The following is a 12,400-nucleotide window of genomic DNA, read 5'->3' on the forward strand; positions in this document are numbered from 1 at the left end:
TCCTTCACTGTGCTGTTAAAGCCCAGCGTGTTCATGGCGCACGTGTTTGTCGGATTTCCTCATTTTTCTTGCATGAACGGCATCACGGGATATGCGCCTTGAAATACAAAAAGCCCTGTCACAGTGGACAGGGCTTTTTACTTGCCGCTTGATGCTTGCAACTCGCAGCTGCCCTTAGAACACCACACCCTGGCTACGCAGGTAGTCGTCATAGGTGCCGCTGAAGTCGACCACGCCATCGGCGCTCAGCTCGATGATGCGGGTGGCCAGGGACGATACGAACTCCCGGTCATGGCTGACGAAGATCAGCGTGCCCGGGTAGTTTTCCAGCGCCAGGTTCAGTGCCTCGATGGATTCCATGTCCAAGTGGTTGGTCGGTTCGTCCATCACCAGCACGTTGGGCTTTTGCAGGATCAGCTTGCCGAACAGCATGCGGCCTTGCTCACCACCGGAAATGACCTTGACCGACTTGAGGATCTCGTCGTTGGAAAACAGCATGCGGCCCAGGGTGCCACGCACCAGTTGTTCGCCGCCCTGGGTCCACTGGCCCATCCAGTCGAACAGGTTGACGTCGTCCTCGAAGTCGTGAGCATGGTCCTGGGCGTAGTAGCCCAGTTCCGCGGCGTCGGTCCATTTCACGGTACCGGCGTCGGGTTCCAGTTCATTGACCAGGGTGCGCAGCAAGGTGGTCTTGCCGATACCGTTCGGGCCAATGATCGCCACGCGTTCACCGGCTTCGACGGTGAAACTGAAGTCCTTGAACAGCGGCTTGCCGTCAAACCCTTTGGCCATGCGCTCGACAATGACCGCCTGACGGTGCAGTTTCTTGGTCTGTTCGAAGCGAATGAACGGGCTGACGCGGCTCGATGGCTTGACCTCGGCCAGTTGGATCTTGTCGATCTGCTTGGCGCGAGAGGTGGCCTGCTTGGCTTTCGAGGCGTTGGCCGAGAAACGGCTGACGAACGACTGCAGCTCGGAGATCTGTGCTTTCTTCTTGGCGTTGTCCGATAACAGTTGCTCGCGGGACTGGGTCGCCACGGTCATGTACTCGTCGTAGTTGCCCGGGAACAGGCGCAGCTCGCCGTAGTCCAGGTCCGCCATGTGGGTGCAGACACTGTTCAGGAAGTGACGGTCGTGGGAGATGATGATCATCAGGCTCGAACGCTGGGTCAGCACGTTTTCCAGCCAGCGGATGGTGTTGATGTCCAGGTGGTTGGTCGGTTCGTCGAGCAGCAGCACTTCCGGGTCGGAGAACAGCGCCTGGGCCAGCAACACACGCAGCTTCCAGCCTGGCGACACTTCGCTCATCGGGCCGAAATGCTGTTCGATGCCAATCCCCAGGCCCAACAGCAGTTCACCGGCACGGGATTCGGCGGTGTAGCCGTCCATCTCGGCAAATTCGGTTTCCAGTTCGGCCACGGCCATGCCGTCTTCTTCGGTCATTTCCGGCAGCGAATAAATGCGATCGCGTTCGGCCTTGACCTTCCACAGCTCTTCGTGACCCATGATCACGGTGTCGATCACGGTGAATTCTTCGTAGGCGAACTGGTCCTGGCGCAGTTTACCCAGGCGCACATTCGGCTCGAGCATGACCTGGCCGCCGGACGGCTCGAGGTCGCCGCCGAGGATTTTCATGAAGGTCGACTTGCCGCAACCGTTGGCGCCAATCAGACCGTAGCGGTTACCCGCGCCGAATTTGACAGAGACGTTTTCGAACAGTGGCTTGGCGCCGAACTGCATCGTGATGTTAGCTGTAGAGATCAAAGGTTTATCCTGCGGAACATTCAGAGTAGCTAAGGGTGCGGCAGTACCTGTTCAGTACCTGTTTGCGCACGTCCCGACCGCGCAAAGGCGTCGCGGTCGCAAGCGCAAGGGTCCATCCGGCATAAGAGGACAGCAGCAATACGGAGCGCCTGGCCCGGTAGACGTGCGTCGAAGCCGCGTTTGCGGTATCGACCAAAGGGGGCGCGTAATAGTTGGCGGCGATTGTACTGGTCTGGCCGCATAAACGATAGGGTATTGCCCGGGCAAGACAGTTTTTCACAATTGAAGGATAACTTTTGCTTACAAACTGTGGCTAGAATGCCATTTCACCCTGTGCCACTGCCTTGCCGTTTGGCTGGCCCCGGGGAAACGATCTGTTCACTCCAGCATTGTGACGGTTTTTCGTGAAGCTCATCATTGTCGCACTCTACATCTTCTCCATTGGCTACGTTCATCTGCGCGGTCGGGTGCGGCATAAGTTCGGACGCCAACTGAGCGATCATTCGTCGTTTCTCGCGCCGATCAATTGCCTGCTTTACTTGTGCTCGAAACTGCCCAACAGGCCGTTCCTGAGTCCGGCGCAGTTCCCGGACCTGAGCCCGTTGCAGGCCCATTGGCAAGAGATCCGGGCCGAAGGCCTGGGCCTGCTGCACGCGGGGGAGATCAAGCGTTCCGATCAATACGACGATGTGGGCTTCAACTCGTTCTTCAAGACCGGTTGGAAGCGTTTCTACCTGAAGTGGTACGGCGACAGCCATCCTTCGGCCATGAAGCTATGCCCCCGTACTACCGAGCTGGTACAGAGCATCGGTTCGATCAAGGCGGCAATGTTCGCCGAGTTGCCTCCGGGCTCGAAGCTGGTCCGGCACCGCGACCCCTATGCCGGCTCCTATCGGTATCACCTGGGCCTGGAAACGCCCAACGATGCTGGCTGCTACATCAATGTCGATGGCGAGCCCTATCATTGGCGCGATGGCGAGGCGGTGATCTTCGACGAAACGTTCATTCATTACGCCCAGAACACCACCGACCATAATCGCATCATCTTGTTCTGCGACGTGGAGCGGCCCATGAAGTTTCGCTGGGCTAGCGCGTTCAACCGCTGGTTCAGCCGCACCGTGATGGCAGCAGCCGGTGCGCCCAACGACGCGGGCGACAGGACGGGCGCCTTGAACCGGTCGTTTTCCAGGCTCTACAAGATACGGTTACAGGGCAAGGCTCTGAAAAAACGTAACCGCACGCTGTATTACCTGCAGAAGTGGGCGTTCTTTGGCGGCCTGCTGGTGATCTTTATCTGGATTTGAACGCTGGATTTACCTTCATGCCTCGGGCTTTTGCGCATCCAGCTGTTCCCACATCCTGGCGGTGATCCGCTGACGATGGTGGTAGCCTTCCCAAGGATCGGCGCCCAAGCCCTTGGCCCGTTCCAGAGCGGTATAGATGTCCCATTGCTGTGCGTTGCGCAGGGTCGGCAGTTCGGCCCGGGCGATTGGCACCGAGACCGGCAGGCCTGGCCTGGCGCGCACTGAGTAGGCGGCCACCGTGCTGGCGCCGCGGGCGTTGCGCAGGTAGTCGACGAATATTTTTCCGACGCGGTTCTTCGGTCCCATGGTGGCCGTGATGCGCTCTGGCATTTGCCGGGTCAGGAACTGCGAGATAGCCTTGGCGAACGCCTTGGTTGTGTCCCAGCCTTCACTTCTCGCCAAGGGCACGATCACGTGCATGCCTTTGCCACCGCTGGTCTTGAGAAAAGCTTGCAAACCCAACTCGTCGAGCACCGCCAAGGTCATGTGGGTCGCCTCGATCATGGCGCTCCAGGGCAGCGAAGGGTCCGGATCCAGGTCCAGGACAAACAGGTCGGGTGTCTCGATCCGATCGTGGGTCGCGGTCCAGGTGTGCAATTCCACCGTGCCCATCTGCGCCGCGCTGACCAGGGCGTGGATGTCATCGATTTCCATCAGCGCTGCATGGCCTGGGTCCAGTCGCGGATCCAGCTGTTTGATATGGGGAATGTCCAGGCGATCGGCGTGTTTTTGGAAGAACTGCTCTTCGCCGATACCGTCCGGTGCCCGCAACAGCGCGACCGGCCGCTGCTTGAGGTGCGGCAGGATCCACGGGGCGATGTCCAGGTAATACTGCGCCAGCTCGGCCTTTTGCACACCGCTGACACTGTCGATGACCCGATCGGGGTGGGTGATCGTCACACCGTCGACTTTGGCCGCGCGGGTTTTGCTGCGACGCTGGGTTTTTGCTGTCGTGGATTTTATCGGCAGCGGCTGCTCACGAACAACCTTGTTGGCCGGTGTCTCGGTCGAAAAACCCAGGAAAATGGCCTGCCGCACTTGGTTGTCGCCAGTCCATTCAATGAACTCTACCTCGCAGGTCAAGCCAGGCTCGACCCATTGCACGCCGCGTCCCTGCACACCGTTGAGTGGCAACGCCAGTGGCGAAGTCTCGCGTTGCTGCGCGCACAGTTGCGCATGTAATTGTTGGATTTGCGTCTGGCTGAATCCCGTGCCGACCCGACCGGCGTACACCAGCCCCGACGGCCCGTTGACCGCCAGCAACAGCGCGCCGAAACCGCTGCGCCTGCCTTGGGGGCGAGTGAACCCGACGATGACGAAGGCTTGGCGCAACCGGCACTTGAGTTTTACCCAATCGGCGCTTCGCTGGGACCTATATGGGCTGCCCACGCGCTTGCCGACCACGCTGTCCAATGCGAGCGCGATAGCGCTTTCGAACATGTCGTGCGGGCTGGCCGAAAACGACTCGGAAAAGCGCAGGCGCTTGCTGGTGTTGTTGCCAAGGGCTTTTTTCAGGGCCGCACGGCGTTCCTCCACCGGAGCCTGGCGCAGGTCGACGCCATTGAGGAACGGCGCATCGAACAGGAAATACAGCGTGTCGACGGTGCGGCTGATGTCGAAGGCCTGGCGCAGGGCCGCGAAATCGGAGCGACCGGTCTCATCGAGCAGAACCAGTTCGCCGTCGAGCCAACTGTCCCCCAGGTTCAACCCGGCCAGGGCGTCGGCATGCAGCTTTAGCCGCTCGGTCCAGTCCTGGTGATTGCGATTGAACAAGCGGACTTCGCCCTGTTCGATGCGCGTCAGCAGTCGATAACCGTGGAATTGGACTTCATAGCGCCATTCGCCGATGGGCGGTTCTTCCACGGGCGTGGCCAATTGCGGCGACAGGCGCTCGGGCAGGCGGTTTTGAGGCGCCTTTCGGGCTGTCGTAACCTCCGGCTTGGCGTTGGACAAACGAGCAGATTCACTCTCGGCGTTGGCCATGACAGATTCCCTTGTATTGCGCACGCCAGGGTTTACCCCCGGGAGGCCTTGGTGGCTTTTTTGGCAGGAGCGGATTTGCGGGCTTTCGCAGGTTTTGCAGGGGCCTTCCCGGCGGATTTTTCGGTGGCCTTGCCCTTGCTGCCCAGGCTGCGCTTGAGCAACTCGGTAAGGTCGATGACATCGGCGGTCTTGCGTTGTTCTTCGCCCGGGTCGGTTTCCACCGCTTCGAGGCGGCCTTCGTTGGCCTTTTTCTCCACCAGTTCCATGATTTTGTCTTCGAAACTGTCCCGGTATTCTTGCGGTTCCCAGTCGGCGCTCATGTCTTCCACGAGACGTTTGGCCATTTCCAGCTCGCCCTTGGCCAGGGTTGGGTTCGTCACTTCGTCGCCCAACTCGAGGACATCGAGGTCGCGTACCTCCGCAGGCCAGCGCAGCATCACCAGTACCAGCGCCGATTCAAGGGGCATGAGCGCCGCCAGGTGCTGGCGGGTATGCAGCACGACATGGGCCAGGGCGACCTTGTGGGTCTTGACCAGGGTTTCGCGCAGCAGGGCATAGACTTTGCCACCGCGTTTGTCGGGGGCGAGAAAGTAGGGTGTGTCGATGTTTTGCAACGGGATCTTCTCGCTGTCGACAAAGGCAAAGATATCGATGGTCTGGGTGGACTTGGGGTGAGCGGAACGGATTTCCTCCTCGCTGAGCAGCACGTACTGGCCTTTCTGGTACTGGACGCCTTTGACGATGTCATCCTTGGTCACTTCCTTGCCCGTGGTCTTGTTGACCCGCTTGTAGCCCACCGGGTCCATGCTGCGTTTGTCCAGCCAGTCAAAATCCACCCCCTGGGACGAGGTGGCCGACACCAGCGCGACAGGAATGTGGACCAGTCCGAAGCTGATTGCGCCTTTCCAGATTGCCCGTGCCATGGTGGTGTTGTCCTTGCCGGTGGATGTCTTTCTGGTGACCTTCGCGCTTTGGGAAAAGTTTCCATTGTGGGGCGAGCAAGCTTGCTCCCATCTGTCTTCGGAGACGCTTCGTTACATCTTCACCGGGATATTTCGCTTAACAAGGGCGAACCTGCGGCGTAGCGTGCTTTCGATATGCCTGAACCCCAGAGGTGTCCCAATGAACAGGCTGATGCTCGTCATCATGACGCTATTACTGACTGCCGCTGCTCAGGCCGCCACGCCCAGCGCAGGCGCAACGGTCCTGGCCCAAAACCTGCCGGGCAACAACAATCCCTATAACAGCCCGACGCGCCGGGCCAATCCCAACAGCATGCAGGGCACCCGGCCCAACGTGCCGACGATACATAACAACCCGACAGTGCCGGTACCACGGCCACCGACCCTGGAAAACGGCGGCATCGGCAATGGCTACCCGCGTTCCGGCCCGCCGTCGGGTTCGCCGCGACCGACCATCGAGTCTCCTGCGCCACCGCGCAACAGCCAGAATGGCAACCGCTAGGCGCTGGCGCCCGTTGTTCTCTTTCAACACCGCAGAAGGAAATGTGCATGTTGCGTAAAACACTCCTGGCCGCATTCTGCGCCAGCGCTGTCCTGGCCCTTGCCACCCCGGCCAATGCCGCGCCAACCCAGTCATTCAAGAGCGAGGAGGGCACGCTGGAAGTGACCACCGTGGTCAAGGGGCTGGAGCACCCTTGGTCTGTCGCATTCTTGCCTGGCCAGCAGGGCATGCTGGTGACGGAGCGACCGGGTAACCTGCGCGTGGTCAGCGCCGATGGCCAATTGTCCGCCCCCTTGAGTGGCGTGCCTGAAGTGTGGGCCAAGGGCCAGGGCGGTCTGCTGGACGTGGTGCTGTCGCCCGATTTCAAGCAGGATCGTACCGTCTACCTGTCTTATGCCGAGGCGGGCGCAGATGGCAAGGCCGGCACCGCCGTGGGGCGCGGGCAACTGTCCGAAGATCTCAAGAGCCTGAAGAATTTCGACGTGATCTTCCGTCAGCAGCCCAAGTTGTCCACGGGCAACCACTTTGGCTCGCGCCTGGTCTTCGACCGCGACGGTTATCTGTTCATTACCTTGGGGGAAAACAACGAGCGGCCCACCGCCCAGGATCTGGACAAGCTGCAAGGCAAGATCGTGCGCATCTACCCCGACGGTAAGGTGCCCGACGACAACCCCTTCGTCGGCCAGAAAAACGTCCGTCCCGAGATATGGTCCTACGGCATGCGCAACCCCCAGGGGGCGGCCCTGAACCCTTGGAATGGTACGTTGTGGGAGAACGAACACGGGCCCAAGGGCGGTGATGAGATGAACATCATCGAGCGCGGCAAGAACTACGGCTGGCCATTGGCGACCCATGGCATCAACTACTCCGGCGCTCCGATCCCCGAAGCCCAGGGCAAGACCGTCGAGGGTGGCCTTGGCCCTCACCACGTCTGGCAGGTGTCGCCGGGGCTCAGTGGCATGGCGTTCTACGACCATGGGCGCTTCAAGGCCTGGCAACACAATGTGTTCATCGGCGCCTTGGTGCCGGGGGAACTGATCCGCCTGCAATTGCAAGACGACAAGATCGTCCATGAAGAGCGCCTGTTGGGTGAGCTCAAGGCGCGAATCCGTGATGTTCGCCAGGGCCCGGATGGGTATCTCTATGTGTTGACGGATGAGGACGACGGGGCGTTGTACAAAGTCGGCCTCAAATAGTTGGAGAAAACCGTGGGAACGAGCTCGCTCGCGATTGCTATGGGTCAGCTGGCATTGATGCCGACTGATACTCCGCAATCGCGAGCAAGCTCGCTCCCGCAGGGAATGTTGTTCACTTGAGGTCAATGCAGCGAATATCGGCTGGCACTTGATATTGCCCATTGACTTGCCGCCAACGCACCGCTAATTTCCAGGCATGAACTCACTCGTACTGCGCAGCCAGCCAAGCATTATTACCGCCATTCCTTATTTGGCGGGTTAGCTGTCGGCTGCACCCAACCCGCCCTGGAGGCGGGTTTTTTCTTTCTGTCTCCTGGGCTCCGCCTGAACCAGGAGATCGCCATGACCGTTACCCGCACCGAGCAAACCCTGCTCGAGCACTATGTTAAGAAGATTCTCGCCGCGCCGGTCTATGAGCTGGCGGTGCGCACGCCGCTGCAAGCGGCTCCCGCATTGTCCGAGGCCTTGGGTAACCGGATCCTGCTCAAGCGCGAAGACCTGCAACCGACCTTTTCCTTCAAGATCCGCGGCGCCTACAACAAACTCGTGCAACTGACCCCGGAGCAGCGCGCCCGTGGCGTCATCACCGCGTCCGCCGGCAATCATGCCCAGGGTGTCGCGCTGGCGGCTCGGGAGTTGGGTATTTCGGCCAGCATCGTCATGCCTGTGACCACTCCACAATTGAAGGTGCTGGGCGTGCGCAACCGAGGCGCCGAAGCGATTCTGCACGGGGAAAGCTTTCCGTTTGCCCTGGCGCACGCGCTGGACCTGGCCGAGCAGAGCGGACGGGAGTTCGTCTCGCCTTTCGATGACCCGGACGTGATCGCCGGGCAGGGCACCGTCGCCATGGAAATCCTGCGCCAGCACCCCGGCCAGTTGGATGCGATTTTTGTCCCGGTCGGTGGCGGTGGGCTGATCGCCGGGATCGCAGCCTACGTCAAGTACCTGCGCCCGGAAGTACGCATCATCGGCGTCGAGTCGCAGCACTCGGCCTGTCTCCAGGCGGCGCTGGCAGCCGGTGAGCGAGTGACCTTGCCCGAGGTGGGAACCTTCGCCGATGGCGTGGCCGTGGCGCAGATCGGCGCCCATGGCCTCGATATCTGCCGTTTCTGTGTCGATGAGGTGATGACCGTGAGCAACGATCAACTGTGCGCCGCGATCAAGGACATCTATGACGATACCCGCTCCATCACTGAACCGTCGGGCGCACTGGCGGTGGCAGGCATCAAGCAGTACGTAGCCGACACGGGGGCGCGAGGCCAGACGCTGGTGGCGATCGATTCCGGTGCCAATATCAATTTCGACAGCTTGCGCCACGTGGCCGAGCGGGCGGCGGTGGGCGCATTTTGAGTTTTTTACGCTACGTCACACTTTTTTTGAAGCAGGCGACGGATGCCCACTTGCGTCTTCGTATTAGGGGCTACTCTAAGTTGCGAACAGGATAAAAGCGATTGCAGTTTGCATGGAAAAAGTAGCGTTTCCTTGCATTTTGCACGAGCTCTCCGGCGCGGGACGAAGCTAAGCGCTTGATTCAGATCAATCCGCAAGGTCTTCGATACAGGCATGCTTCTTGCGGGATGATTCAAGAGTTCGCCTGGCGAACTCGTTGACTGAAAACGCTAAAAAGAACGAACGAACGGCACGGTATTCGTAGTCCCAGTCCGCAGGGAAGAAAACGGACGAAAATACCGCCGGCGTGAACATAAGTTGGCCGCCTCAACAGGAGAGAGTCGCCATGTTTCTATCTGCCCTCGAAATGCGAAACATCATTGAAAGCAGCTTGCTGCCCAAGCGCTCGCAATGCACCTTGTCACCTGAGCTCAAGATGACGGTCAAGATTTACGACGATCATGCAACCGATCGCGTGGCATTGCTCAAAACCGACATCGATGCCAATAAACTCACCGGTTGTCGGGCCATCAACGACTTGATCGCGGAACTGCGTACCGAGCTCGACCACAACCCTGCCGCTGGCAATCACTTTCATCAGCAACACCAGCGGATGACTGGCCGCTGATAACGGCCTTGTCCTTGTAAGCCTGACGCTCGGGTCCGGTCATGTCCGAACCCGGCGTCCAGTTTTTTTCAGCTGTTTTTTTAGCTGCGATGCGCCATTCAGTTCAATTGGTGCCTGTAGGGCAGGTCTGGCCCGGTTTTGCCGCAAGTCAGGGCGGCGGCGCGAATGGCGAATTCAAGCATTGCGCTGATCTGTTCCCGGGTCAGGGTATGCAACCCCTCAATCGAATCCAATTGTTGTTCAGTCAACCACGCAATCAGCGCGGCCTGGAAGGTGTCGCCTGCACCCACGGTGTCGGCGATCTTCACCGGACAGGACGGCAGCGACCATGAGCCATATTGGCGACTGAAGACCGTAGCGCCCTGGCCGCCACGGGTCAGGAAGACCAATTGGCAGCGGTTCCCCAGCCAACCTTCGATGATCGCCTCGGGCTTCTTGCCGGGGTAGAGCAGGTCCAGGTCTTCGTCACTGACCTTGATCAGGTCGGCATATTGCACCAGCGTTGCAATCCGTGAGCGCCACAGCTCGATATCCGGCTGCGGGTTGAGTCGCACATTCGGGTCGAGGCTGATCAGGCGGCGGCCGCTTTCGCGTTGCATCAGGGCCAGGAGCGTATCGGCGATGGGCTGGACCACCAGCGAGAACGAGCCGAAATGCAAGCCGCGCACCTCGGGGCCCAGGTCCGGTAGATGCGCCAGGCTCAATTGTCGGTCCGCACAGCCTTCGCCGCGAAAACTGTAGTGGGGCGAACCATTGGCGCCTACGGCAACCATTGCCAGGGTGGTCGGTGCGTCGAAGTCCACCAGGTATTGGGCGCTGACACCTTCATTGAGCAGCACCTGCTGCAAGCGTCGACCCAGGTAGTCGGTGGACAGCCCGGTAAACAGCGCCGATTCAATACCCAGGCGACGCAGCCCCACGGCCACGTTGAACGGTGAACCACCGGCAATGGCCTTGTAGTTCACTTGCGAGGTCGGGCCATCCGCCTCGGTCTCACTGAAAAAATCAAACAGCGCTTCACCACACACCAAATACATAGTTTCCCGCTCTCAAAGGGTTGCGACGTGTTGTCGATAACGTTCATATGCCTGTTGCGACGCCGCGACATGCGCGGCGATTGGCCGGGTTTCGCTGCTCGGGTCGAGCTTGACGCAGCGCTCGCACAGCTCGGCCAAGCCCGTCTGTGAACCGGAGTGGCACCATGCCGCCTGGATCGCCGCCCCCAATGCAGCGGCTTCGCTCTGTTCGGTGCAAATGACCGTGGTGTCCATGGTGTCGGCGACGATCTGCCGCCACTGCGCGCTCTTCGAACCTCCGCCGATCAGGCGAATGCTCTGGGCCTGGAGTCCGTTGGCTCGCAGCAGGTCCAAGCCATAGCGCAAACCGAAGGTCGTGCCTTCGACCACGGCGCGACACAGGTTGGCCCGGGTCAGGTTGGTGGTGGTCAGGCCCAGCAGGCTGCCGGTGGCATGGGGCAGGGCAGGCACCCGCTCGCCATTGAGGAACGGCAGCATGCAGACCCCCTCGGCGCCAATCGGGGCCTTGGCCACCAGGGCGTTGAAGGCGTCGATGTCCAGGTCCAGCAGTTCGCGTATCGCGCCAGTGGCGTTGGTCAGGTTCATGGTGCAGATCAGCGGCAGCCAGCCACCGCTGGAGGAACAGAACGTCGCCACGGACGGCTGTGGACTGACCGCGGGTTCGGCGGCATAGGCGTAGACCGTACCGGAGGACCCGAGGCTCATGGTGATCACACCGGGCTGGATGTTCCCGGTGCCGATGGCGCCCATCATGTTGTCGCCGCCACCACTGGCCACCACCGCCTCGGGGTTGATGCCCAGGTGCGCGGCAATGGCCGGCAGGATGCGTCCGACGGGCTGATGGGCCTCGATCAGTTCCGGCAGCGCCGCTTGCAAGCGTGCGCTGGGGTCGATGTGTTGTAACAGTTGCACGTCCCATTGGCGGGTGCGTACGTTGAAATAGCCGGTCCCCGAAGCATCGCCGTATTCGCTGCAATGGCGGCCGGTGAGCCAGTAGTTGAGGAAGTCGTGGGGCAGCAGGACGCTGGCGATGCGTTCGAATACCTGGGGATGCTGCTCCCGCGTCCAGAGCAGTTTGGAAACTGTGTAGCCCGGCGCGATCACCACGCCGAGGCGTTCGAGGCTGCCGTCTTCACCGCCCAGGTGCGCCAGGAGCCGATCATTTTCCGGCGTTGTCTCGGTGTCGCACCACAGCTTGGCCGGGCGCAAGACCTGGCCCTGCTCGTCAAGCAGCACCAGGCCGTGTTGCTGGCCGGAGACGCCGATGCCGAGGACCGCCTGGCCATCGACGCCGGCGGCGGCCAAGGCCTGATGAGTTGCCTGGGTGAATGCATCGAGCCATTGCTGGGTGTCTTGTTCACGACGACCGTTGGCCCCGCTGATCATGCTGTGGGCAGCGGCGCCCTGGCCGAGTACCTGGCCGCTGATCGCATCCAGGATCAGCGCCTTGGTGCCTTGGGTGCCGCAGTCGATGCCCAGGAACAGTTGTTGGTTTGCCATGGAAATCCTTGGTCGTCAGATCAATACCCGCAGGAAATAGCCGCTCGGTCAGCCAACACCTACCTGTGGCGAGGGAGCTTGCTCCCGCTGGGCTGCGAAGCAGCCCTAAAACCTGCCACTCGGTCTGTCAGGTTC

11 protein-coding genes are annotated in these 12,400 nt (G+C 60.6%); 5 read left to right on the plus strand and 6 right to left on the minus strand.

From position 1 onward, the window contains the following. Positions 1-174 precede the first annotated feature (174 nt). Positions 175-1,764 (minus strand): ABC-F family ATPase, encoded by a 1,590-nt coding sequence (locus BLU76_RS20205; RefSeq protein WP_003181279.1) that lies wholly within the window; start codon positions 1,762-1,764, stop codon positions 175-177. 404 nt (positions 1,765-2,168) lie between these two features. On the opposite strand from BLU76_RS20205, the gene lpxO reads away from it, so the two are divergent. Continuing rightward, complete coding sequence (lpxO, locus tag BLU76_RS20210) at positions 2,169-3,068, plus strand: lipid A hydroxylase LpxO (protein WP_092224056.1); 900 nt, start codon at positions 2,169-2,171, stop codon at positions 3,066-3,068. A gap of 15 nt (positions 3,069-3,083) precedes the next feature. On the opposite strand, the gene ligD is transcribed toward lpxO, so the two are convergent. Both ligD and BLU76_RS20220 read right to left on the minus strand, forming a co-directional pair. Then, positions 3,084-5,051, minus strand: a complete 1,968-nt coding sequence (ligD, locus tag BLU76_RS20215) for a DNA ligase D (RefSeq protein WP_092224059.1) — start codon at positions 5,049-5,051, stop codon at positions 3,084-3,086. 32 nt (positions 5,052-5,083) lie between these two features. Then, positions 5,084-5,974 (minus strand): non-homologous end joining protein Ku, encoded by an 891-nt coding sequence (locus BLU76_RS20220; RefSeq protein ID WP_092224061.1) that lies wholly within the window; start codon positions 5,972-5,974, stop codon positions 5,084-5,086. Between the two features lie 199 nt (positions 5,975-6,173). On the opposite strand from BLU76_RS20220, the gene BLU76_RS20225 reads away from it, so the two are divergent. The 3 genes from BLU76_RS20225 to ilvA all read left to right on the plus strand — a co-directional run bounded on the left by BLU76_RS20225 (position 6,174) and on the right by ilvA (position 9,061). Continuing rightward, positions 6,174-6,515, plus strand: a complete 342-nt coding sequence (locus tag BLU76_RS20225; protein ID WP_063320919.1) for a hypothetical protein — start codon at positions 6,174-6,176, stop codon at positions 6,513-6,515. 47 nt (positions 6,516-6,562) lie between these two features. Further along, positions 6,563-7,711 (plus strand): PQQ-dependent sugar dehydrogenase, encoded by a 1,149-nt coding sequence (locus BLU76_RS20230; protein ID WP_092224064.1) that lies wholly within the window; start codon positions 6,563-6,565, stop codon positions 7,709-7,711. A 342-nt stretch (positions 7,712-8,053) separates the two neighbouring features. Next, positions 8,054-9,061 carry a threonine ammonia-lyase, biosynthetic gene (ilvA, locus tag BLU76_RS20235; RefSeq protein ID WP_092142893.1) on the plus strand — a complete coding sequence of 336 codons (1,008 nt, stop codon included), beginning with the start codon at positions 8,054-8,056 and terminating at the stop codon, positions 9,059-9,061. 186 nt (positions 9,062-9,247) lie between these two features. Here ilvA and BLU76_RS31710 read toward each other — a convergent pair whose 3' ends face one another. Continuing rightward, a complete protein-coding gene (locus BLU76_RS31710; RefSeq protein WP_218190248.1) occupies positions 9,248-9,415 on the minus strand; it encodes a hypothetical protein in 168 nt (55 codons plus the stop codon). A 31-nt stretch (positions 9,416-9,446) separates the two neighbouring features. Between BLU76_RS31710 and BLU76_RS20240 the strand changes: the two genes are divergently transcribed. After that, positions 9,447-9,728, plus strand: coding sequence for a DUF1652 domain-containing protein (locus BLU76_RS20240; RefSeq protein ID WP_063320921.1), 282 nt, complete (start codon positions 9,447-9,449; stop codon positions 9,726-9,728). A 98-nt stretch (positions 9,729-9,826) separates the two neighbouring features. On the opposite strand, the gene BLU76_RS20245 is transcribed toward BLU76_RS20240, so the two are convergent. Beyond that, positions 9,827-10,765, minus strand: coding sequence for a carbohydrate kinase family protein (locus BLU76_RS20245; protein WP_092224066.1), 939 nt, complete (start codon positions 10,763-10,765; stop codon positions 9,827-9,829). 12 nt (positions 10,766-10,777) lie between these two features. Next, positions 10,778-12,265: a xylulokinase gene (gene xylB, locus BLU76_RS20250; RefSeq protein WP_092224068.1), complete on the minus strand. Its 1,488-nt coding sequence runs from the start codon at positions 12,263-12,265 to the stop codon at positions 10,778-10,780. Positions 12,266-12,400: the final 135 nt, after the last annotated feature.

Source organism: Pseudomonas sp. NFACC08-1 (genome assembly GCF_900106735.1).
Taxonomy (GTDB): Bacteria; Pseudomonadota; Gammaproteobacteria; order Pseudomonadales; family Pseudomonadaceae; genus Aquipseudomonas; species Aquipseudomonas fluorescens_Q.

Bases quoted from the DNA above. Each gene is read 5' to 3' on its own strand.
- ligD (WP_092224059.1), bottom strand. From the start codon at position 5,051: ATGGCCAACGCCGAGAGTGAATCTGCTCGTTTGTCCAACGCCAAGCCG.
- BLU76_RS20220 (WP_092224061.1), bottom strand. From the start codon at position 5,974: ATGGCACGGGCAATCTGGAAAGGCGCAATCAGCTTCGGACTGGTCCAC.
- BLU76_RS20225 (WP_063320919.1), top strand. From the start codon at position 6,174: ATGAACAGGCTGATGCTCGTCATCATGACGCTATTACTGACTGCCGCT.
- BLU76_RS20230 (WP_092224064.1), top strand. From the start codon at position 6,563: ATGTTGCGTAAAACACTCCTGGCCGCATTCTGCGCCAGCGCTGTCCTG.
- ilvA (WP_092142893.1), top strand. From the start codon at position 8,054: ATGACCGTTACCCGCACCGAGCAAACCCTGCTCGAGCACTATGTTAAG.
- BLU76_RS31710 (WP_218190248.1), bottom strand. From the start codon at position 9,415: ATGTTCACGCCGGCGGTATTTTCGTCCGTTTTCTTCCCTGCGGACTGG.
- BLU76_RS20240 (WP_063320921.1), top strand. From the start codon at position 9,447: ATGTTTCTATCTGCCCTCGAAATGCGAAACATCATTGAAAGCAGCTTG.
- BLU76_RS20245 (WP_092224066.1), bottom strand. From the start codon at position 10,765: ATGTATTTGGTGTGTGGTGAAGCGCTGTTTGATTTTTTCAGTGAGACC.
- xylB (WP_092224068.1), bottom strand. From the start codon at position 12,265: ATGGCAAACCAACAACTGTTCCTGGGCATCGACTGCGGCACCCAAGGC.